Source organism: Carboxylicivirga mesophila (genome assembly GCF_018271975.1).
Classification (GTDB): Bacteria; Bacteroidota; Bacteroidia; order Bacteroidales; family Marinilabiliaceae; genus Carboxylicivirga; species Carboxylicivirga mesophila.
Genome location: NZ_JAGUCN010000003.1, coordinates 215,315 through 238,759 on the forward strand (window position 1 = coordinate 215,315; position 23,445 = coordinate 238,759).

The window sequence follows — 23,445 nt, forward strand, 5'->3', positions numbered from 1 at the left end:
GTATTAACAGAATAACGGTACAGCATGAAAAGAAGAGACTTTTTAAGAACAGGTATAGGGGCCAGCCTGCTAAGTGGCGCACTACCACTATTTGGCGGCTTGGAAAGTGTGAAAGGCATGCCTGCATCAACAGAATACGATCTGGCAGCAGTGAGAGGCGGAAATGGTGGCGATATGTTTGACCGCGCCATAGAAGCTATAGGCGGCATAGAAAAATATGTAAAAAGCGGACAAAAAGTAGTGGTAAAACCCAATATAGGCTGGGATGCACCACCCGAAAGAGCAGCCAACACCAACCCCGATGTGGTAGCCCGCATTGTGCAACGTTGTAAAGAAGCCGGGGCCTCTGAAGTCTATGTTTTTGACAACACCTGTAACAAATGGGATCGCTGCTACCGCAACAGCGGCATCGAAGAAGCCGTGAAAGCTGCCGGTGGTAAGATGATACCCGGTAATACCGAATCATTTTACAAAGAAGTGGACATACCCAATGGTGTAAGTTTGAAAAAAGCCAAGGTGCACAAAATGATATTCGAATCGGATGTGTTCATTAATGTACCTGTAATGAAACACCACAGCAGCACCCGTATTTCGCTGGCCATGAAAAACCTGATGGGCGTTGTATGGGATCGTAAATTCTATCATTCCAACGATCTACACCAGTGTATAGCCGATTTTTGCACCTTCAAAAAGCCCGATTTAAACATTATCGATGGCTACAACATGATGACTAAAAACGGACCAAGAGGCGTATCAGTTGCTGATGTAACTAATTTGAAAGCGCTTATTGCATCGTCGGATATTGTTGCGGCCGATGCAGCTGCAACAAAGATGTTTGGTTTGGAACCATCAGAGATAGGGCACATCAAAATTGCCCACAGTATGCGTTTAGGAAATATGAATCTTGAAGAGTTAAGCATCAGCAAGCAAAAAATGGCGTAGATGCCTCAAAATTTTCAGGCAAATGAATTATAGCAAACTTAAGAAAGCAAGGGTGATAGTATCACTCTTGTTTTTTATTCTCACTATTTCTCTGTTTCTCGATATTTATGAAAAATATGCCAATGAAACAGTTCAGGAAATATTATATCTGCAGTTTATCCCGTCACTAATGAAGTTTCTGAGCACCTTTGCGATAGGAACCATTGGCTTTTTAATCATCATTGCATTGACCGCTTTTATGGGCCGCATCTATTGCAGCAGCATATGCCCATTGGGTATATTGCAGGATGCATTTGCGTGGATAGCGAGGAAGCGCTCTACTAAAAAGTTTTTCTACAAGAAAAAAAAGAGTTACCCCATATTGAGGTACACGCTACTTGGCATTACTATTATTGGCTTGATATTATCCTTTTCAACGGTAGTTACACTACTCGACCCCTACAGCAATTTCGGACGAATCATGACCTACCTTATCAGGCCTGTGGTAGTGTTGGTCAACAATGGCTTATCCTTATTATTACACAAAGTAGAGGTGTACACCTTAAGTCCTGTCAAATTGGTTATGGCACCCTGGTTTATCTTTAGCTTCTCATTGGTATTACTCGTAGCCATCGCTTACATGTCATACAAGCGTGGTCGTTTGTTCTGCAACACCATCTGTCCGGTAGGTACCTTTCTTGGCCTATTATCCAAAATCTCATTTCTGAAGATACAGTTCAAAGCTGATAGCTGTACGAAATGTGGAAAGTGTATTGGCGCCTGCAAAAGCGAATGTATCGACATCAAAACTTTTACCATTGACCATTCGCGATGTGTTGATTGCTTCAACTGCCTGACTGCATGCGAAGATAGTGCATTGGCTTTCACCGCTAAAAAGCAATCATCTGCAGATATAACCAATAGCGAAAGGCGCACTGTGATTGCCACTGGCATTGGCCTACTCCTTGGACAAACAGTATTGGCTGATGTCAAATCAAAGAAAGACACATCAAAGTTATTGGTAAATGAGAAAGACCATCCTGTAGCACCTCCGGGTTCCATCAGTATTAGACGTTTTAACGACATTTGCACAGGCTGTGGCTTATGTGTAGCCGCTTGCCCAACACAAGTGCTGCAACCAGCTGTCAACCAATATGGCTTAAAAGGTTTTATGCAACCCCACATGGATTATCTGTCGGGTTATTGCAATTTCGACTGCCGGGGTTGCGGCCAGATATGCCCCACTGGTGCCATATTACCCATCACCATTGAAGAAAAACAACTGACACAACTAGGCAAAGCGGTATTTGTTAAGGAAAATTGTGTGGTATATACCGATGGAACCGACTGTGGTGCCTGCTCTGAGCATTGCCCCACAAAAGCCGTTAATATGGTACCCTACGAAGGTAAACTACTAATCCCTGAGGTGAACCAGGATATTTGCATTGGTTGCGGCGCCTGCGAACACCCTTGCCCCATCGATGCACCTTACAAAGCAATTTTTGTCAATGGTAATGCTATTCATCAGGCGGCAGAAAAACCCAAAGAGGAAGAACAAACAACAGCCCCTGTTGAAGAAGACTTCCCATTTTAAGCAAGAAAATACAACATATAATAAAAATGGCTGCCCATTAGTGAGCAGCCATTTTTATTAACCTGAGTTCTATTTAAATTTTACATCGAACTAGGGTTATTAAGTTCTGATCTTTTGTAATCGCTGATTGAGTCGTCGCAACTTAAATGTTTCGAAGTAGCGAATGACTTTTCTTAGAATATCGAAGTAAAGGGTGACATAAAAGAAAGCAACCCCCAGCCAAACAATAATCATGTTAAAGAGCGGTGTTGAGATATAAACATCCAGCACCCGCTTATCAGCCGCATATAAATGAGAACGCCCAAAATTTGATACTGGCTTATTGAAGATTGGATGCTTCTTTTGAATAATGCCATGCCCGGTAACCACCATCTGTTTTAATTCCCGCTTATTCAGCACTACTTCCTCCAAAGCTTCATTTTGGTAGGTATCCTTAAACTCCAGAAAAGCTTCTTTCGAACCATATTTACCTATGAGTTCCTCGTATAATTGGTCCCTTTTATTTTTGCCTTGAGCATATAAGCTTTTGTTGTTATCACTTTCTTGCTGCAGCAACTCTGCTACCTTCTCATATGCTTCAGTTCCATAATCAAATCTGCCACTTAAATTATAGGCCAAAAATGGGTAATGCGAAATTTTGCGCCCTGTTAACTTAAGGAGTTCTGCAACCAGCAACTGCGATGCATGCTGCAATTCATCTTCCTCCTGTCTTTCTAAATGATAACGACATGTTTCATTCAGGTCTTTCAACTTAGGAATCAACAAATTACTATTGTATGAAGCAGAACTTATTTGCTGATCTAAATCAAAGAAGTACTTTTCGTATGCGTTGTTTTTAAACTGGTTAACCGCCAGCGCTTCATACGACCACCGAGAAGTCATTAAATCGCCTATTCGGGGTACATACTGCTCCGATGAAATTGTTTTATGTAACTTATCAAAGTTGACAATCACACCACTAAACAGTAGCTGTGGTACCAATATTAAAGGAATAAGCACATAAATAGCCACTACAGAGTTAAGCCCGCTACTAATGTTAAGTCCAAGCATATTGGCATAACAGGCCGTGCTGAATAAAATCAACCAATAGCTTAATGTCAATCCTTTAATTTCGAGGATATAGTTGCCAATTAATACGAAGCTAAGGGTTTGAACGGCAGATATCGCAAACAGCACAACTATTTTACTATTCAGATAACTGAACCGGCTTAAATTCAGAAATGACTCCCGTTGCAACAGACGCCGGTCTTTGAATATCTCTTCGGCACTCACTATCAGGCCTAAAAACAGAGCCACCACCACACACATAAATAAATAAGCCGGTATATTTACATTATTAGCGAACACATATGCCGAATCATCTGCCCCGTCGCCACTGATAAACTTGGTAAAATACCCAAGGATGAGTGCCAGAATAGGCGCCTGCATCATGTTAATCATCATGTACTGATTATCCTTGATCTTCGACAATGTATCCCTTAGAAAATAAATAACAAACTGCTGCATCCGCCCCGGTATATTATACAGGTTGGCCGGCAGTTTCTCTCGTTTAGCATTGTGCTGCGGCTCTTTCCATTCAAACTTATCCTCAAAGTTTTCAACATAGTACTTATACCATTCCTGGGGCGATACCTTTCGCTGACGAATAAATTTACCATATGGATTAACCATACGCGCTTCTATAATACGCAGCGGTTGTTCAGTTTGCACATTACCACAGGCATAACACTCCTTTTCTTCCGGATTTACATAGGAGGCCTTTTTCTTGAAATAAGTAATAGCATCCATAGGGTTACCATTGTAAATAATCCGCCCTCCTTTATCAATGATTAGCAGCTTATCAATCAGCTTATATAAATCGCTGCTTGGCTGATGAATATTAATAAAAACCAGTTTGCCTTTCAGCGTTTGCCGTTTAAGCAACAACATTACCTTTTCCGAATCCATGGATGACAGGCCTGAGGTGGGCTCATCAACAAACAATACAGATGGCTCACGGATGAGTTCAAGGGCAATATTAAGGCGCTTTCGCTGGCCTCCGCTCAATATCTTATTCAACGGCGATCCAACAACTAAATCCCTCGCCTCCACCAAATCAAAATCATGCAAGGCTTTCTCTACCAACTCCGTGATCTCATCTTTATTGAAATGGCTAAAGCAAAGACGCGCGTTAAAATAAAGGTTTTCAAACACGGTTAACTCTTCTTTCAGCAAATCATCCTGGGGTACATAGCCGATTACACCAGCCAGCGCTTCGGCGTCTTTATGCAGATCAAAGCCATTAATATGGATACGGCCACTATGGTATTTGAGATTCCCGTTTAATACATTCAATAAGGTAGATTTACCCGTTCCACTGCCGCCCATCACAGCCACCAACTGCCCTGAGCGTCCAGAAAAACTAAATGGATGAATACCAACCTGGTTATTATTGAATTTGTAGGTTACATCCAGGGCCCTGTAAAGGATACGGGCTCTGCCCGGCCTGGCAATAAAATGCTCTGCCACCCGGCCATAATAAACAGGAGCCATACGAGATGTTTTTATCACTGCCCCGGGCCTGAAAGCCACTCCCTTGTTTTGCTCAATAATATGCCCATTGAGGTATAAGTTCCGGTTACCGGAGTAGCGAAAGAACAGCAGATTGGTCTCCTGCACATGTAGCACCCAAACAAATATCTGCTGCTTGGGATTGTAAATATGCTTGATGTTTTCATCAGGCTTCTCCTTTTGACCACTTATCAGAAGTAACCTGTCTTTATCATCAACTTCCAAAGGATAATAGAGTATAAACTTCCGAAGGTTTGTGTAGTCTCTTTCATCCAGCTTCAGGTGCTTTGCTAACGCATCGGTAAAGAAACGTTCTTCCTCAGATACGCGGCCATCACGCATAATAAAATTCAGCATGTTGCTAATCAGCATATACTTTTCTGATTGCTCCAGCTCCTGATTCAGTTCATCACAAATCTTAGCCAGCCGGTCCATATTGGTTGACGCCTGCTTATCTCTTACCTTCTGATCCTTGCTATATGAATCTTTGTGATATTCGTTTATATAGAATTCGTAACGCTCTAATGCCTGCTCTGCGTATTCATTATTCAGATTTCGCAGCAAGAAATTTTTCACTTCAATAAAACCATCGCCCGTTTTTTGTTCCTCGCGCTGGTCAGTCAGAAGTGCAAAGATCTGCATTAAAGCATCCAGAAAAAGTTCACTCATTTTTGACTATTATGGGTTGGTTTGAAAGATAGCAAATTTTTATCAGCACCTCACAAAAAAGGGGAAGCCGATATTGGCTCCCCCCAAAATATCATTAAGCTCTATCACTTACGACACATACTTCTCGCGAAGCACAGCTACATTCTTTTCAATGGCGTCTAACTGCTCCATGGTGATACTTCCTTCATCTACACTATTAAATATTTCGTGTAAAATCTTTAAATCATCCATAGTTGACTTAATATTCTCATCAGCAGCATGCACTTCAAGCATTGACATTAACTTGTTCAATGGATCTTTCTGCTTCATAATAATAGCCACCATCTCCTTGTTGCTAAATGTTTCTTCAGAGATGTGGCAGGCAATATACAAAGCTTCCACCCAGCTACCGGCTATTACCAATAATGATACTGAACCACGGTCATTTTTATTCAGATACTCATATGTATTGTAGAATGAGTTAGTGATCACATTAACCAACTCATCTTTGTTATCCAAGTTATTCTCAATGGCTTCAAGCAACTCCTTGTTTAATGCCGGTGTGATATCCAATTTATCTACCAATGTTTTAGAAGCATTCATAAAATCCAGAGTCTCCTGCTGCTGACGATAGGTACTGGCATAACTCAAATCAGCACTGTAAATACCCAGGTTGATAGCCTGTGCTTTTTCAGTCAGATACTTATCAACATTAGCCACAGGATTTGACAATGACAGAATGTAAGCAGCTTCAATACGGTTAAGCATTTCTGTTACTTCAAAAGATGTTGGCAATGGATAAACAAATTCTCTTACCTCTTTCTCAACACTTTCCTTCTTTATCTCCGGGGCTTTGTCTTTTTTAGCTTTCTTACTGTTACAGGCAGTTAACAACATCGTAGCGGCAACAACAAAAGATGCTATTCGAATAATGCTTTTCATGTGTTTAAATTTTGGTTTTCTATTATCTCGTTATCAATTAAGAACCAGGCGGGATAACCGCAATTAATTAACTGACATACAACCTATTATTTCAAAACGATTAAGTAGCCACTTAATTAATGAAACAAATATAATTGATTTTAAAAGAATTCTGCCGGGCGATACCTATAAATTAACGGATTAATTCATTTTTAGGCCTGCTGCTAAATATCAGCATACGCATATAGGCATTCTGGTTACATTTGCTCAAAGTTTAACCTCCAATGAACCAAGTTGCTTAGTTCGTGTTTAGGTGAAACTTGGTTCATGAATGATGAAATATGAGGTCCTTTGCAACATGAATTTTCACAGGTGATTTAATTGAAGAAATTTTGTTGTAATTAATCTAAACAGCACCCAATGAAGGGGATACTACTGGCTGCCACCACTGCATTACTCTGGGGCATTTTAGCAATCGCATTAAAGGTTGCGCTAAACTACTTTGACTCCTACACAATTGTATGGTCACGCTTTTTTGTGGCCACCATGGTGTTAATCGCATACTATACCTTCAAAAAGCCCGAAATGCTTAAGGTATATAAGCGACCTCCATTAATGATGATAGCAGGAGCTATATTATTAGCAGGCAATTACATTGGCTATATGCAGGGTATTAATTTTGCCGGCCCGGCCGTCACCCAAATTATAATACAAACTGGCCCTGTGATGCTTGGCATTATCGGATTTACTGTTTTCAAAGAAAAGATTAACCTGACACGCGCTATTGGCTTTGGTATTGCCACTGTTGGCTTTGGTCTCTTCTATTACCACCAGCTTAATGAGATGATTAGCCAGAAAGAAGCGCTCAACAAAGGCGTATTGTGGATACTTGGGGCAGCTAGTAGCTGGGCTGGTTATGCTTTTTTCAATAAAAAATTAGTGCAAAAGTATCATCCGCAACAAATTAACCTCATCATATTTGGCCTGCCAGTCCTGCTTTTTCTGCCATGGGTAGATTTTAATTTATTCGTACAGTCTTATGAATGGTGGGTTTGGCTATTATTAATTGCCCTTGGATTAAATACCGTTGTAGCCTATGGCACTCTGTCGGCCGCTTTTAAATACACCGAAGCCAATAAAATAAGCATTGTGATAATTATGAACCCGGTTATCACTTTTATTGTGTTAGAGCTCATGGTATGGTTCGATATCAGGTGGTTTAACATCGATAAAGTATCACCGCTGGCCTATGCCGGAGCCATACTGGTTATTGTGGGCACCATACTGGCAATAGGCCTCTCCGCAAAAAAGAAACATTAGCGCCCCTGCGACGAATTAACACAATGCCATATTCCTGCTCAATAAACTGAAAATACTGATAAAGCCTGAAATTGAAATCCAGTCCATAATCCACTGATAGCTCATATGGTATGGACGTTTCATAAAAGTCACCATATCGCATAGGATTGGTATGTCGAATATTCCACTCTATGCAATAGCGGTAATTCCATTGCTGATAATAATTATCTGAATAAAATTCTTTTGGATAGGGTTGCGTAGCCAAAAAAGTTTCGAACCGCGGGTCAAAAACAATCAACTCATATTCGGTTGAATCACTACTTTCAACACTTATTTCCTGGGCAGGAAGCTCATCTGTTGAAACTGTTTTAGTGGTTTTACAGCCAATTATACACACGACCACCAACATCGAAAAAAATACAAGAGTTTTCATAGCCAAACCTTCTGAAGAGTATGCAATACAAGTTACATAAAATTTCAATTACACCCAGCTGACCAGTTACAACTAAGAGCAATGGTTAAAAATTATTAACACCATGAAAACCTTATCAATAAGTAGAAAAATACGGTAAGCATGCATCGGGGGTTTACTTTCAGTTCCAATCGTTAAAAAGTGTATTATTTCAGATTTGTTTTAAATATGAGGATTCTCCTTAATAATTATTAATAAACGCTTGCATCCATCCATAATTTTCTAAATTTGCAGCCACTGAATAAAGAAAAATATCTATAAATAATAAAGTCATGAGTTATAAAGCTATATCGGCTGAAGAGGCAGTAAAAGTGATTAAGACGGGCGATCGTGTACACCTTAGTAGTGTGGCTGTAACACCACACAAATTGATTAAGGCAATGGTTGAGCGTGGCCGCAACAAAGAATTCTATGATGTTAAAATCCAGCACATCCATATCGAGGATAAAGTGGACTTTGCAGATCCTGAATTTGAAGGCGTATTTGTATCGGAACAATTCTTCGTTGGAGGCAACCTGCGCAAGCAAACTCAAGCTGGTTATGCTGATTACATTCCTGTATTCCTAAGCGAGACTCAAAAATTAATCCGCGAAGGCGTATGTAAGGTAAATGTAGCCATGATTATGTGTTCGGTACCTGATAAGCACGGATTTGTTTCATTGGGTACATCGGTAGATGCTACACGCGCAGCTGTTGAGTGCGCTGACATTGTGATTGCGGCTGTGAACCCAAATGTGCCACGCGCATGGGGTGATGCAATATTCCACATGAGCGAAATCGACTACTTTGTAGAAGATAACAGCCCATTATACACTCACGACATGGGTGAATTAACTGATATGGATATTGCTATTGGTAAAAACGTTGCTGAACTAATTGAAGATGGAGCATGTCTTCAGATGGGTATTGGTGGTATTCCAAACGCGGTATTGGCTCAGCTTGGCAACCACAAAGACCTTGGTGTACACACTGAGATGTTTGCCGATGGTATCCTGCCACTCGTTGAAGCTGGTGTAGTAAACGGTAAGCGCAAGCAAATCGATCCAGGTAAGATGGTAGCCTCATTCCTGATGGGCTCTCAGAAACTATATGATTTTATTGATGACAACCCAATGGTAGCTATGATGGATGTACGCCACACTAACAGTGTGAACGTGATTCGCCAGAACGATAAAGTAACTGCCATTAACTCTGCCCTAGCTATTGATATCACTGGTCAGGTTTGTGCCGATTCAATTGGTACAACTCACTACTCTGGTGTAGGTGGTCAGATTGACTTTATTCGTGGTGCTGGTTACTCTAAAGGCGGGCTTCCAATCATTGCAATGCCTTCTGTAACTGCTAAAGGTATCTCTAAAATTGCTCCTACTCTGTTGCAAGGTTCAGGTGTGGTAACTACACGTGCTAACATGCACTGGTTTGTAACTGAGCACGGTGCTGTTAACTTGTATGGTAAAACAATGCAGGAGCGTGCTAAACTGATTATCTCAGTAGCTCACCCTGATCACCAGGAGATGCTTGATAAAGCTGCATTCGACCGTTTTGGTTCACACTTCCGCTATGTGAATCCAAACATTTAATCAGAATCAAATCTTCTATATATTTCCAGAAGGCTGTCTCAATTGAGATGGCCTTTCTTTTTAAAACAGAGGCCAGCTTCGTTAAGCCAGCCTCCAGACATTTATCACACTAATTAACTCTATAAATTACAACTCCACTGCTCGTTAATAAACAACAATATCACGTATCACTAAGCCAGGATCTAAAAAGTAGATTCTTAGACGTATTGACTCATCTTTAACAGCACTGTAATTAACTTTTCGGGATGTAAAGCCCCGAATGACATTATCCTGCCATTCGGGCGTAAACTCATCTGCCTGTACATTAAACGCCTGTACTTCTTCATCATTAATTGACACGGCATAACATAAACCTCTGCCATCGTGAATGCGCTGTGTGGGCAATGTTCTGATTTCAATTTCAGACTGTCCCTTTGAAATGGCTATCTCATATTCTATCCAGGCGGCTTCACCATATTGATGGGCCTTTAAGGAAGGGGATGTGAATGGAGTAATCGAAACACCACTTCCTATTCCTAAACCTCTTGTCTCCATAACAGATGACTCCTTGCTGTTGTGACTGGCAACATAATCGATACTCATAATATGTTGTGAATAATCCGGTCGAGAAGGCGGATACCACCCCAAGTGAATACCGCCAATAGTAAGAAGAGAATCAGGTAAGCTAAGGGCTAAGGCATTAACACCTTTAGTAATATTGACATGCCCCACCTTATACCAAACAGGGGCTGCTGCCTGGGTATGCCAGATATTGCCAATATGCTTTAATGGGCTCTTAATCTCTTTGCCATTTACAGCCAGACAATACGAGGGCACATAGCTGGTTGGGATGGTGGCAAATATCCAGACTGGAACCTGCCCGGTTCTTTCTGAATCCCAAGTGTAGTGACCAACCAGACTATCGGCGTGCTGTTTGCTATCCTTAGCTGCCTGCAACATTCCATCATTCAATACCAGGGCTTTGTGGCATTTGACTTTACTTAGTTGGACCGTGTGCGCCAATGGTGATGACTGAGCCTTCTGCACCAATTCATCAGTGGCTACTTCAGGCATTTTGTCACTCATCCAGGGGTGCCAGCTCATGATATGATTCCACTTGCCACCTGCATTTACGGCATTGTAATGGTGGGTGATTGAATCCAGCTGTGCATGACAGTATTTCGCCTGCCCGGCATCACCAAGCGCTGATAAATTGCCCATGGCCGCCTTTTGAAGACTCCTTCTGGCTAGCAGGTTACGTTCATTCATCCAACGACAACCCAAAACCGGATATTCCACTAATTGATAAAAAGCTGCCTTTAAATCTTCCGGCAATTTATCGTTAATTCTACCAGCTCGCTCAGCCAGGTTTCTGTATGCTTCAATTCTTTGATCCAACTCCTCCGGTGAGTAATCCAGACGGTAGCAGTGTTCCGGCTTGCCAGCTTCTGCTAAGCGATAATAATCGGCCATCACAGCAGCTATATCTTTGGCTGTTTCTTTTCCGAATGTATTTTCAGCCCACTCTTCCATAAATAAATAAGCGTTATTAGGCGTCCAACGATTGATGTCCCATGCCATTTGCATGGCAAAGGTCAACTCTTTTTCATGAGGCTTAATATCGCCTACATTAAACATCCAAATACGATCAGCTCCGTACTGATAGGCTTTTGTCATTTCGTATGCCACAAGGCTTGGTGAGATAGTGTTGAGCCACAAATAGCCCTCCGGTGTGCCTAAAAGAGAGAGGTGGTAATACACCCCCGAACCGCCACTGCGCTGCTGTTCTTCAGGAGTGCATAACTGACGTGTATAACCATGGTTATCATCGGCCCATAATAAGGTTACATCATCCGGCACCTCAAGTCCATTCTGATAGGTCACCAACACTTCTTTGTAGGTGCATAATACCTGTGGAATATCCTCAGCTTTTTTACCAACCGAAGTTTCCAGAATCTGCCGTTGGTCGGCGATGGTTTGCCGTGTTATGTCCACCATCTCATCAATACTCTCAGCCCCTTGCATTTCTATATCTTCGGTACCCCGCATGCCAAGTGTGTAAATATTCTCATAATTCTTTGTGCGATCGACCCGATCATGCCAGAATGATTTGATCCGCTTGGGATTGACTTTATAGTTCCAGGGCCCTTGTTCCTTTTCGTTCCACTCGGTCATGGTATTGCAGTGCATCTGCTCGCAATGCGAGGTACCAATCACGATGGCATAGTTATCAGCCACAACAGGATTTTCTTCGTAATAATAAAAAGGCTTGGTACAGGCATGCATGGCAGGCCAGCAATAGTTGGCTTTGAGCCGAAGCAATAGTTCAAAAACACGCGCATAGGTTTTAGGGCCAATATCACCAATTTCTGTTTCATAGGTTTTACGTGCCCACACATTCAGCCCTCCAAAACCCTCATCGTTGATAAAAATACCACGATATTTTACGGATGGAGAACCCTGCACATAAACACCCTGAGGGATATACAATGCCTTCCTTTTCTGCGGTATTATATCAGCCCACCAATACCAGGGCGAAACACCGATACTTTCTGAAAGGGTGAAAACACCATAGGCTGTACCACGGCGATCGCTTCCGGCAATTACCAAAGCCTTATCGAGCCCGGGCATAGGATTGTCTATTGTAGCGATGATGGACGATTCCCACTGACCTTTTATAGCATTAACATCAAGTTTATTTTGAGCAATTAGCTGATCAATTAATTTATTAGAACCAATAGTGCCAACAATAACAGCTTGATGACCGTGAACCTCATCATCTTCATAAACAACCGGTTTGACACCTGATACAAGTTTCACATCATCGGCAAAGTGATTAACAGCCGTTAATACAACAGTAGCATCCTGCGTATCGATATAAATCGGGCAGGCCTCGCTCTTCTCGACAAGAGTAAAAGTATTAGCCCCTTTTTTGTCAGCCAATCTGATATCTGTTGTAAAGCGCGATGTTGCAGAATGAGAACAACCCATGAGCGTAATAATCAGAAGGCAGAGCCAATGGCAGATTTGATTATATATATCCATAAACAATAGGATTAATTGGTTAAGGGCCTGTTTTGAATCATTGAATTGATAATTAAAAGCCCATATACTGTGTGCAACTATTCCATTGCAGATTCACGAAGTGACTTTTGAAGCAGTGCCTCCGGTCCAATACCACAATAGGTATGCCCTGATCCCAGTTCTTTGACCTGCCCGGTCATAAAATCGCGGTACCAATCCATCCATGGATAGGTATATTGATACTTTTCTGCGGCATGCAACACCAGGCCGTCACCACCTTTCTCAGGCATACGCTCACCACGGTCCTGAAAATAGTTTTCGCCAACGGTATGTAACCACTCATGCACCCATACACCCGGGTCATTTTCTTTGTACCAATTGATATTATCCTGAATATTGTCGCCGGCATCAAACTTGATGGTGATGTAACCGGTTTTGATAGGATCATTTAAAGGATCGATCCAGGCCAGTCCAAAATAAGAGCTCTTGAAACTGCATGAACCATCTTTTTCGCGCCAGAAAACAAACACTGCATCATAGTTACCTGCATCTATCTCCGGTATCAATTCGGTAATAGACTCAGGCTCTAGTGTAAACCAGGTGTTACTGGCTTTATGCAGTTGAATGGGTGTGTTGATATCCTTACGTTCTACCTCCCATTTTGTGGTATTAAACGAGAATGGCTCAAAATGATTCTCAATGCTCCACATAAAGAAATCATAGCCTGCATCCAGCTCTTCCTTGCTGAATTGCGAACTGCACTGACCAGATTCTGATAATCCTGTCACCTCATGTACACCTACCCAAAGCGCTTTCCATACTTTGGGTTCAGGCTTATCGGCAGTCGTGAGCATCAGATCGGTATCTTCATTAATAGTCAGTTCTTTGCGAAGGTAGGAGTGGCTCGTTTGGGTAGCTACACCAATCACATATTGGCCTTCGCTCACTTTTAATTCAGCTGGTGTTGTGTAACCGGTATATTGACCGTCGAGATAAATGGCGCCAGGCTCACTGGCGTTAACTGTAATGGTGAATGAGGTATCCTGTTTAGTTTTTTCGCCGCTATCGCAGGCTGTGAACAGGACAAATAATACTAATATAACTTGTAGATAAATTGGTTTCATACTTATTGATTTAATAATGTTTCAATTATATAATTGTGCTTTAATCGTTTAGATATTCGTGAGCCAGAATAAAAAACACACTGGCTGTCCAGGTATAGGATTTATCGCGCAATCCTTCACCCGTTAAGGCATTATAGTTTTCGGCAAAACCATTTTCAGCACATAGTTTGCAAAACTTCTCGGCCAATTGAGTGGCCAATTCGTGTTCCCCACATTGCTCTAGTCCATCTATGATAATTAGTGAAGAAGGCGCCCAAATGGGACCTTTCCAGTACCCATCATCATCATACAGTGCAGTTCCAGGAACCTCTGTAGCCAATCCCCAGCGCGTAATATGTCCGCTCTGCATCAGATCAGCAATAAGTTTTTCTCTGATACTTAATGGTAACTTGCTACCAAGCACCAATGGCAGATATGCCATTAAGCTATGTGACTCATGATTATAATCTCCTGTGTCAATGTTACGGGTAATGAATCGTTCTCCATTCCACAGCTGTACGATCATAAGTTGCAGCAACTCGTCTGATTGCTGTTGCCATCTTTTCGCCTCTTCTGGTCCCTTAAGTTCGTCAGCAAGCTTTGCCAACACATCCATCTGCAATATGAGATAGGTACACAGGTTTGCACTTTCCCAATGCCCCCACTGATGAGCTTTTCCATTCAAATCGAACTCTGAGCCATTGTCCCATCCTGAGTCATTGCCATGTGTGTATTCGGGCAAACCATTACTATCTGCATCCATCCGGGTCAACCAAAAGCGGGTCCATTTACCCAACTTATTCAACACATTTTCAGACTGTTCGGGTTTCAAATCTATTTGTTGCATCAGTTTGTTTAAACACCAGCCATGAACCGGAGGTTTGAGGTAATCCCAAATCACCCGTCCCCTTCCGATTAAATCGGGCAAACGCCCATTTTCATCCTGATGGTCGAACATTATCAGGAATTGATCAAGCGCTACATCCGGCATCTGATATGAGCATGCCATGGCGTTAAAGCAATGATCCCAACTCCAGATATAGTGCATCCAGTTTTTTGACATCAGCATAGCAGGTCGTGTGATATAGCCTTCCTCTGCCAGCATCGATGACCAAAGAATATAAGCTCCCATCTGCCCTGCTTTTTGATAGGCTTCCGGAATGGCCGGCATATCAATTAACCATTTTCTATAGGCTTCATCAGTAGTTGCTGTGCAGGCCTCAAAGTCTTCTGACCGATAAGTGTACTGCCACTTACTATCAGTCTCCCTAATAGCCAATTCATAACTATCACCATTGGTTGGCTCAATTCTAAAACCTTCTTTGGATCTGGTAATGGCCCCGCTCAAACAGCTTAGGATATACCTTGATATACCAAACCTGAATTTTAATTCTAAATGATACTCTGTTGATGAAAGTTGCTTGACAGCACAACGTTCTTCATTCATGAGGCGCTCAGCCAACTTTAGTTGAAGTGTATTTGATTGCCCTCTGAACCTCATCTCCTTCGAAGAGGCAAAACAGGCTTCCAACACAAGCTTTTTATTTACACTGAACGAAACCAGATGTGGGTGGCCAATGCATTCAATATTGCTACCTGGTTCAAGTCCCTCAGGCTGTAGCTCAATAAACTGTCCCAGACCAAAATCGCTATTGCCACTGACATCACTTAATATCAAGCTTCTCTGCATGTGTCCTCCTGCATCCTGATGCAGAGCCAATGAAGCGCCGTTTGTGCTAAACGGGATATCTATCAGGTTAAAACTAATTTCATTATCTAAATGTGTTTTTGTATTGATTCGGCAGCCTGTTAAAAACAGTAAACCGAATAATGTAATGTATAAATGTATCAACTTCATAATCATTATATTTGACATTTACCCTGACAAAAGATGCTTTATAAAAGCCTGATAACCTAGGGTAAAGCACTAAAAGACCATTTTAACCAAAAAATCTGTCTGCGTTAGATTAATAAATGGTGAGGTTAAGACCAGGGATACTAACAATTATTGACATTGCCCAAGGGCACTTTCACTAACTGAGCACTTCAAAAAGGCATCAGGTCCAATACCTGAAAAGCCATCTCTTTCTTCCACTTGGCCACGGATGATATCCTTATACCAATCCATCCATGGATGAACATATCCATAACGTTCGGCGGCATGCACCACCTGACCTTTGAAAGAAGGAACTCTGACGCCTTGACCAGGATAAAACATTTCAGCCACGGTATGTAACCACTCGTGAATAAACACTCCAGGATCATTTTCCATACTGTATTGAATCATACCTTCCAAATCATCATAATACCTTATTGTATAGTAAGATGAATGGCAATACAATGCAGTCACATCATACCAGGCAATTCCAATAAAACCGGCTATTGAGCAGGCGGCTTGTTCGCCCCTAAAGAAAGTCACCACCAAGTCATACTCACCCACATTAATATCTGGCATGTAGGTCTCAAGCACTGAAGGTGTAATCAGATTATCAGAGCTAAGCTGCACAAGTTCATCACTAATATCACGACGCACAAACTCCCAGTTCATGGTGTTATATGACCAAGGCTCCACAACATCATTAAAGCTCCACTGAAAGAAATTGTATGCCTGATCCAACTGCTCGGTTGTATAGCTTGTTACACAGCTACCATTAGTCACCTGTTTAACGCCAATAAACAAGGCTCTCCAGGTTTTGGGTGCCACAAGATCCTGCTCTGTCAGAGTCAAATCAACTGATGATGACACATCAGTGATCTCAATGCTCCGCCTCAGGTATTGTACTGCTGATTCAATACCAACACCAATATCATGTGTGCCAGCTTCAACATTAATGGTGGCCGGTGTATTCAAACCTGTATACACACCGTTTAAGTAGATGGCTGCCCCATCTTCAGGCGCTGAAACAAAAACAGTAGCTTTTTGCACAGGACGTCCTTTCAACCGGGCATCAATGGTTTCGTTAAAATCATTGTCAGTTTTGCATGCATTCATTAACAACAGTGCCAGCATACCAACCAGCCACTTTTTATAGATTGATTTTAAACTATTCATTTTCATGTGTTTTGAATTATGCAAACGTCAATTTGAGTTAAAATGGTCTAAGTGAATAGCCATAGCTATCCCTGCTGATTCAGTTTTAACAGCGTGATTGCTCACGCCATTAAAATGAATCAGAAATCAAAAAACAGATTGAAAAAATTATTCTAAAGGATTTAATATGCCGACAAAGCCACCACCTTTGGCCAGTTTCAAAGTCAGCTTATCACCCTTGTGTACTGTGATAGTTTTCACTTTGTAATCCTGTGCAAACCTATTAGCATTTGCACCATCAGTAAACAGCTCCAGTTCGAAAGTACCTGTTGGCAAAAAGGAGAAATCCAAATGGATGGTTCGCTCTTCCCAGTTGGACATACCTCCGAGGTACCAACTTTTACCGTTCTGGCGTGCAATAGCCACATATTCACCAACGCTTGCCTGCATGGCAATGGTTCTGTCCCAAACACTCGGAATTTTGGAAATAAACTGCGTACATTCCTCTTCTTTGTAATAGTTAGAAGGATTATCGCACATCATTTGTAAGCCACTTTCAAAAACTACATACATGGCCATCTGATGACAACGCGTCCCCATACTCATTGGCCGACTGAATGAAATATTAAAATTCTCCTTCTGCATGTTAATCATTGCACCAGGAGTGTAATCCATGGGTCCAACGGCCATACGGATAAATGGTAAGATGGTGTTATGCAAGGGTGTTATATCTTCGCTCCACTTATTATTCTCATTCCCTTTAACCCCTTCATAACTAATAACGTTTGGGTAGGCCCTTCGAAGGCCATTGGGTTTGTATGAACCATGGTAATCCACTAACAATTTTCGCTCGGCACATTCCTTGGCAATCTGCTCATAGGAATTAACCATATACTGATCGGCCCGTTGCATAAAATCCACCTTAATACCTTTGGCACCCCATCCGGCATAAGTATCCAGTATTTCCTGCATGTTTTCATCCAATGGTTTCCATAAGCACCACAAAATGACACCTACCCCCTTTTCTTCACCATAACGTATCAATCCTTTCACATCCATATCGGGATTGAAATCAAGAATCTCGGTAGTCGATTTGGTCCACCCCTCATCCAGTATCACATATTCAATACCATAAGAAGAGGCAAAATCGATGAAATACTTATAGGTTTTGGTATTCAGGCCTGATTCAAAATCAACACCGTAAATGTTATTATCGTTCCACCAGTCCCAGGCGACTTTACCGGGCTTGATCCAGGACGTATCTTCGATTTTAAGAGGATCAGACAATTTCAACACCATATCCTGCTCCAACAAGGATTTATCATCATTAGTAATCACAAACAGACGCCACGGATACGTTCTTTTACCGTTGGTTTTGGCAATGTAATCGTGCTCTTTGGTAATAAGCACATTTCTATCTGCTCCTGCTCCCGGTTGAGGAATTGTTTCTTTTACGGCCTTTGGAAACCTGGATACCAATTGCTTATTACCGGCTGATTCCAGAAACATATTGGGATAATCATAGACATTGGCTTCCGAAAAAAGCACCCTAAGCTGATCATTATCCTGATTAAACAAAACAGGCAGAGAGCAAAAATCACCGACAGGAATAGAATCCACATTTAACTGCAAATAATTGCGCTCATAATGCGAATAAGTAGATACCTCTTTGGGAAAATAAGAGTTGGTACCATCAGGAAGAACCATGTCCATTACTTCGTTATTAACCTCAACATCACCTCTTAATGATGTAACGAAACGATATGCTACGCCTTCGTTATAGACTCTGAATTGAAGACCGAAACCTCCTTTAAAGTCAAGCTGTAACTCTTTGTACTCATTGGGTACTTCACGGTTTTTAAGTGGCACAATCACCTCAAAGGATTCGCCCTTGTCAACTTCACTCTTTGATTTAAGACTAGGCGATTTCGCTAAGGGATTTCCATTGACAGTCATATCAACAATCACCTTCGGTAAAATGGTACGATTGTATTTTTCCACCGACCAGCTTATTTGCTCATCAACATTCACCGTCAATACCGTATTGCCATCAAACGATGTCAATTTCAGCTCTTCGGCAGCGACTGGCTGAATCAGGCATCCACCAAACAGCAGTGCCAGCATATTCTTTAAGAGTTGTTTCATAGTCATCTTATTGCTGTTTTATAATTTAACCTGAATGGTAGTGCCATTCGTCACTGATTTCCTGAATAATGCTTTACCCTGAGTATCTTTAATCATTACCTGAACCTTACCTTTCTTTCGAATAAGCTCAACATCAAATTGCTGACCGAAACCATGCATTTTCCGAATATTCATGTAGTCCCACTCATCTGGCAACTGAGGTGTAATGCTGAATGAGTTAAACCCGGTTGGTCGAATACCAAATAATCCTTCGATATATACCCGGCAGTACAAGGCGCTCTCTGCCGATAAATGACGTTGGTTATTTTCCGGGTAAGCCTCAACTGGATAGGGAACACGATCGCCCAGCAAGCGGCGGTTAGAGTAATATTTCAGAAACTCGAGCCCACGCTTGGTTTCACCGGCTGCAAATACCCCTCTTAAGCCATACAAGGTAGAACGATCCCAAAAGGTTGTATCACCAGCTTCGGTGGCTAAACCGTCAGCCGTCCATAAATCGGGTGAGAAAAGGGCATCGATGGTGGCCGCTTTCCGCTCATAAATACCAACTGTTAAAGGGATGCATATCCAGGCTCTAAGGATATCATTCCCTTCGTAATACCTGTATGTGTCAAAGTCCATTACATTGGCACCAAAATATTGCTCAATATTTTTCCTTAAGGTTAAAGCCTGTGTGGCATAATTGTCGGCTAGTTCGTTACCTAATTGTAACTCCCGGCACAGAAACGATGCTGATTGCAAGGCATCGTAATACAATGAAGATGTACATAAGTTAGCATCCCCTGCCGGGAAACGCCCCTCCAGCTCATCTGAATCAGACGACACAACGCCGTGTTCGTTTATTTTACGACGGCTAAACTCAAGGCACCATTCGATCAATGGCCACAACTCCTCAGCTGTTTTTTTGTCGCCATATGTGAGTGCAAATCGCGCAGCTCCATAGGCAATCATGGCAGCGTCACCCCTGTCTCCTGCTCCATTCCAATAGCTAATGCCTTCGGCAATTATAGATGATGGGATGGGTTCATACGCATCATTCATAAAGCGGGCAAAGTGACGGAAGGCGTTAATGGCCGATTCATTACCATAATCATAGCCCTGGAACGGGAAGAAAGGATTGATATATTCGGCCTGGTCATTGGCCCAGATAGCCGCATAATAGTTCAATCCGCCAGGACCATGCATTGGCCCGCCTTTGGTTTGATAAATACTTTCATTGGCTCTTATTTTAGCAAATGCAAAAGCTGTATTTAAAGTCTTATCGGGTGTTTCCAATACCAGGTTGTCGCACAATTGGCCAACAAAAGAGGCTCTTTTAACTAATTCCTCTTCAACGTCTATGTCAGCCGCCTTTTCATTCTGACGATGTGCCGAAATAGTGGTGTAAAAAACGATAGAGTCACCGGCAGCAATCTTTTTTGAACCACCATTAATGGTTTGATATGTCACAAAGTGTGGCCCATCCACAGTCCGTTCAGCATGTGCAAGCCACTGTTTATTGGTTTCCGGAATTTCTACAAAAACAGCTTTATCACCAGGATTACGAAGCACGTATTTCTCACAAAAAACAGGCTGGTCGTATGAGGTGAAATGAGTACTCTCCAACTGCAATTTTAAGACAGGCCTGGTTCTGAAATAGCTAAACTGCAACTCTCTTCGTACCGACAGCGTACCATCGTGCTGCACTTCATGCACCAGCTCCTGCGTTGGTCTGCGTCCCTCGATATGAATCCCCTCCACGACATCATCATTAATGGTACGCAGTAAACCACCCCGGGTTTGATTAGGAATGATGCGTAACATTGGCCACACTATTTCACGACCAATACTGAAGCTGTTATCGGCATTAACGCCATATTTTACCACGGCAGAAATAAACTTACCGCTCATCTCGATATCATCGTGGTGGGGTAAAACAGCGCCATTGACTGACCAGCTGATGCTGCAATCTTTGTTTATTTCCCAAATATTAGCATTGTTTTGCCCATTTATCTGGAAAGAAATCAGAAACAAGACTATTAGGAAGATATTTTTCATATGAATAGGATTTATGCTTTAAATCAAATTTGTAGCGAACAGTAAAATCGATACTGACATGTATAAGTTACCACAATTATTTAGTTTTCAGAACCCCTAAGGATTGCCGCCCATCCGCCACCGGGTGCCATTTTCACTTCAATGGTTTCATCACTTGAAATGGTTCTAATCGTTTTTTTATAGTCGTTACCATTTCGGTCGGCATTAACACCATCCGCATATTCTTCCAGGGTAAATGTGCCAGTGCTTAATTCAGACAGGTCAATGGTCACATCACGTTTGGTCCAATCAGTCATGGCAGCCAGGTACCAGTCGTTTCCGTGTTTACGAGCAATAACTATGTACTCCCCCACCTCAGCATCCAGCACCACGGTTTCGTCCCACTCAACAGGTACCTCTGAAAGAAATGCCAGGCATTCGGTTTCTTTCATATAGGCAGTTGGCGAATCAGCCAGCATCTGCAAAGGACTTTCAAATACCACATACATGGCCAATTGATGCGCTCTTGTACCCAGTCCCATCGGGCGGTTAAAGATTGGCTTAAAGTTTTTCTTTTGTGCTGTATTCATAGCGCCAGGCGTATAATCAGCCGGGCCGGCCAGCATGCGAATAAACGGAAAGGTTACATCATACTCCGGGTCAGAATAGTCGGCCCACTTACAATTCTCCAGTCCGGCAACACCCTCGTAAGTCATGATATTAGGATAGGTACGACGGATACCTGTTGGCTTAAAAGCCCCATGAAAATCGACCATTAATTGTTTACGTGCGCAGGTTTCAGCCACTCTTTCATACAAACGTACCATGTACTGATCGTCGCGGTTCATAAAGTCCATTTTTATACCAACCACTCCCCACTCAACAAACTTATCGGTCAGGGCCTCCATATCAGCATCGAAGGTGCTCCATTCTACCCACAGGATCAGTCCTACCTCTTTTTCAAGAGCGTAAGCTGTCAGGTCATCCATGCGCATATCTTCATTCAGTTCCCAGATATCATAAGTATTTGACCAGCCTTCATCCAGCACTACATACTCAATACCATTATCTGCTGCAAAATCGATGTAATATTTATAAGTATCATAGTTTAAGCCAGCGCGAAAATCAACGTTGTAAATGTTGTTGGCATTGTACCAATCCCATGCAATCTTACCACTTTTGATCCATGAAGGATCCTTGATTTTAGACGGCGCTCCCAGGCGGTAGACAATCTCAGTATTGAGCAGGTCACCATCGTTATCGACAATTGTTACAACGCGCCATGGGAAACTGCGTGTACCTGTTGTTCTTGCCAGGTAATCTGCACGTTTAATATCTTCTTTCTTCACCAGTCGGTCGCCTTTCAAAATATAAGGAGCATATTTACCTTTTAAGGTATTATTGCTGTTACCGGTTAAAAACATGCCAGGATAATCTCTTAAGTCAGCCTCAGTAATGGCCACCTTTGGTCCCTTTTCCACATCCACCAAAGCAGGTGTGATACACATCCTGTTGCTAGAGATACTATCCAGTGGCAGGTACTTGTAGGTGTGTTGAAAAGCAGTGATGAATCCTTTTGTTTCAGGGAAATAAACCATCTGATTAGTGGCAAACGTAAAATTCGCCTCTTCGTTATAAACCGTGATATCCCCTTTCCGTTTGCTTATCCAGCGATAGGCCATGCCATCGTCAAATACCCGGAAGGCCAGCTGATAATCACCTCTGAAACTCAGGATTAATTCATTGTAATGATTCTTTACCTCAGAACGCTTTTCTTTAACAACCGGCTTAAGCACCTCATTAACTGTTGTTGTTTTACTACCCATCAACTCAGGCCTATGTCCGAGCACATCACCAAATCCCAGATCCATAGATATAGCGGATGGAGCAATCAACTTCTGACCTTTATAATCAACCGAATAGGCAATCTCTTCTCCGATACTAATCGTTACTTTAATATTTTGATCAGGCGAAGATACCTGGTTCTCTTTTGCATTACTATTTGTTATTACTGTGCTTATAAAGACCAACAGTAACGTTATATTTTTAAGATTCATTGCTCTTTTATATCGTTTAAATTTTCTTCACAAGACCATTCCGGAGCGCATCGTTGACTGCTCGTAATTAAATATCACTGAACGGATTAACAAACGAATGCTTGT

The 23,445-nt window shown here is 42.0% G+C and carries 14 protein-coding genes; 4 read left to right on the plus strand and 10 right to left on the minus strand.

The features are described 5' to 3' along the window. The first annotated feature begins 24 nt into the window (after positions 1-24). Together KEM09_RS04620 and KEM09_RS04625 are read left to right on the plus strand one after the other, a co-directional pair. Positions 25-942 carry a DUF362 domain-containing protein gene (locus KEM09_RS04620; RefSeq protein ID WP_212226101.1) on the plus strand — a complete coding sequence of 306 codons (918 nt, stop codon included), beginning with the start codon at positions 25-27 and terminating at the stop codon, positions 940-942. Between the two features lie 22 nt (positions 943-964). Continuing rightward, on the plus strand, positions 965-2,515 hold the full coding sequence (locus tag KEM09_RS04625) for a 4Fe-4S binding protein (RefSeq protein ID WP_212226103.1): 1,551 nt from the start codon (positions 965-967) through the stop codon (positions 2,513-2,515). 99 nt (positions 2,516-2,614) lie between these two features. Here the strand turns inward: KEM09_RS04625 and KEM09_RS04630 are convergent, their stop codons facing one another. Together KEM09_RS04630 and KEM09_RS04635 are read right to left on the minus strand one after the other, a co-directional pair. Next, complete coding sequence (locus KEM09_RS04630; protein ID WP_212226106.1) at positions 2,615-5,734, minus strand: ATP-binding cassette domain-containing protein; 3,120 nt, start codon at positions 5,732-5,734, stop codon at positions 2,615-2,617. Positions 5,735-5,842: 108 nt separating this feature from the next. Further along, the gene (locus tag KEM09_RS04635) at positions 5,843-6,655 is read right to left on the minus strand and encodes a hypothetical protein (RefSeq protein WP_212188609.1); all 813 of its coding nucleotides are present in this window, start codon (positions 6,653-6,655) and stop codon (positions 5,843-5,845) included. Between the two features lie 399 nt (positions 6,656-7,054). Here KEM09_RS04635 and KEM09_RS04640 point away from each other — a divergent pair, with 399 nt between their 5' ends. Continuing rightward, the gene (locus KEM09_RS04640) at positions 7,055-7,954 is read left to right on the plus strand and encodes a DMT family transporter (RefSeq protein WP_212226107.1); all 900 of its coding nucleotides are present in this window, start codon (positions 7,055-7,057) and stop codon (positions 7,952-7,954) included. Here KEM09_RS04640 and KEM09_RS04645 read toward each other — a convergent pair. Continuing rightward, positions 7,902-8,366 carry a DUF6146 family protein gene (locus tag KEM09_RS04645; protein WP_212226109.1) on the minus strand — a complete coding sequence of 155 codons (465 nt, stop codon included), beginning with the start codon at positions 8,364-8,366 and terminating at the stop codon, positions 7,902-7,904. The two genes, KEM09_RS04640 and KEM09_RS04645, sit on opposite strands and share 53 nt — an antisense overlap. A gap of 311 nt (positions 8,367-8,677) precedes the next feature. On the opposite strand from KEM09_RS04645, the gene KEM09_RS04650 reads away from it, so the two are divergent. Then, a complete protein-coding gene (locus KEM09_RS04650) occupies positions 8,678-9,985 on the plus strand; it encodes an acetyl-CoA hydrolase/transferase family protein (protein ID WP_212226110.1) in 1,308 nt (435 codons plus the stop codon). Positions 9,986-10,129: 144 nt separating this feature from the next. Here the strand turns inward: KEM09_RS04650 and KEM09_RS04655 are convergent, their stop codons facing one another. From KEM09_RS04655 to KEM09_RS04685, 7 genes are all read right to left on the minus strand, one after another. Next, on the minus strand, positions 10,130-13,009 hold the full coding sequence (locus tag KEM09_RS04655; RefSeq protein WP_212226112.1) for a glycosyl hydrolase 115 family protein: 2,880 nt from the start codon (positions 13,007-13,009) through the stop codon (positions 10,130-10,132). A 77-nt stretch (positions 13,010-13,086) separates the two neighbouring features. Next, positions 13,087-14,112, minus strand: a complete 1,026-nt coding sequence (locus tag KEM09_RS04660) for a PEGA domain-containing protein (protein WP_212226115.1) — start codon at positions 14,110-14,112, stop codon at positions 13,087-13,089. 40 nt (positions 14,113-14,152) lie between these two features. Continuing rightward, positions 14,153-15,949 (minus strand): amylo-alpha-1,6-glucosidase, encoded by a 1,797-nt coding sequence (locus tag KEM09_RS04665; RefSeq protein ID WP_212226118.1) that lies wholly within the window; start codon positions 15,947-15,949, stop codon positions 14,153-14,155. Positions 15,950-16,096: 147 nt separating this feature from the next. Next, positions 16,097-17,143: a PEGA domain-containing protein gene (locus KEM09_RS04670; protein ID WP_212226122.1), complete on the minus strand. Its 1,047-nt coding sequence runs from the start codon at positions 17,141-17,143 to the stop codon at positions 16,097-16,099. A gap of 147 nt (positions 17,144-17,290) precedes the next feature. Continuing rightward, a complete protein-coding gene (locus tag KEM09_RS04675) occupies positions 17,291-19,267 on the minus strand; it encodes a glycoside hydrolase family 97 protein (protein WP_212226125.1) in 1,977 nt (658 codons plus the stop codon). Positions 19,268-19,285: 18 nt separating this feature from the next. After that, entirely contained in the window at positions 19,286-21,304 is a 2,019-nt protein-coding gene (locus KEM09_RS04680) for a hypothetical protein (RefSeq protein ID WP_212226128.1), read from the minus strand. Between the two features lie 80 nt (positions 21,305-21,384). Next, a complete protein-coding gene (locus tag KEM09_RS04685) occupies positions 21,385-23,340 on the minus strand; it encodes a glycoside hydrolase family 97 protein (protein ID WP_212226130.1) in 1,956 nt (651 codons plus the stop codon). Positions 23,341-23,445: the final 105 nt, after the last annotated feature.

Excerpts from the sequence above, each read along its gene's own strand:
- KEM09_RS04620 (WP_212226101.1), top strand. The coding sequence starts at position 25 with ATGAAAAGAAGAGACTTTTTAAGAACAGGTATAGGGGCCAGCCTGCTA.
- KEM09_RS04625 (WP_212226103.1), top strand. The coding sequence starts at position 965 with ATGAATTATAGCAAACTTAAGAAAGCAAGGGTGATAGTATCACTCTTG.
- KEM09_RS04630 (WP_212226106.1), bottom strand. The coding sequence starts at position 5,734 with ATGAGTGAACTTTTTCTGGATGCTTTAATGCAGATCTTTGCACTTCTG.
- KEM09_RS04635 (WP_212188609.1), bottom strand. The coding sequence starts at position 6,655 with ATGAAAAGCATTATTCGAATAGCATCTTTTGTTGTTGCCGCTACGATG.
- KEM09_RS04640 (WP_212226107.1), top strand. The coding sequence starts at position 7,055 with ATGAAGGGGATACTACTGGCTGCCACCACTGCATTACTCTGGGGCATT.
- KEM09_RS04645 (WP_212226109.1), bottom strand. The coding sequence starts at position 8,366 with ATGAAAACTCTTGTATTTTTTTCGATGTTGGTGGTCGTGTGTATAATT.
- KEM09_RS04650 (WP_212226110.1), top strand. The coding sequence starts at position 8,678 with ATGAGTTATAAAGCTATATCGGCTGAAGAGGCAGTAAAAGTGATTAAG.
- KEM09_RS04655 (WP_212226112.1), bottom strand. The coding sequence starts at position 13,009 with ATGGATATATATAATCAAATCTGCCATTGGCTCTGCCTTCTGATTATT.
- KEM09_RS04660 (WP_212226115.1), bottom strand. The coding sequence starts at position 14,112 with ATGAAACCAATTTATCTACAAGTTATATTAGTATTATTTGTCCTGTTC.
- KEM09_RS04665 (WP_212226118.1), bottom strand. The coding sequence starts at position 15,949 with ATGAAGTTGATACATTTATACATTACATTATTCGGTTTACTGTTTTTA.
- KEM09_RS04670 (WP_212226122.1), bottom strand. The coding sequence starts at position 17,143 with ATGAATAGTTTAAAATCAATCTATAAAAAGTGGCTGGTTGGTATGCTG.
- KEM09_RS04675 (WP_212226125.1), bottom strand. The coding sequence starts at position 19,267 with ATGAAACAACTCTTAAAGAATATGCTGGCACTGCTGTTTGGTGGATGC.
- KEM09_RS04680 (WP_212226128.1), bottom strand. The coding sequence starts at position 21,304 with ATGAAAAATATCTTCCTAATAGTCTTGTTTCTGATTTCTTTCCAGATA.
- KEM09_RS04685 (WP_212226130.1), bottom strand. The coding sequence starts at position 23,340 with ATGAATCTTAAAAATATAACGTTACTGTTGGTCTTTATAAGCACAGTA.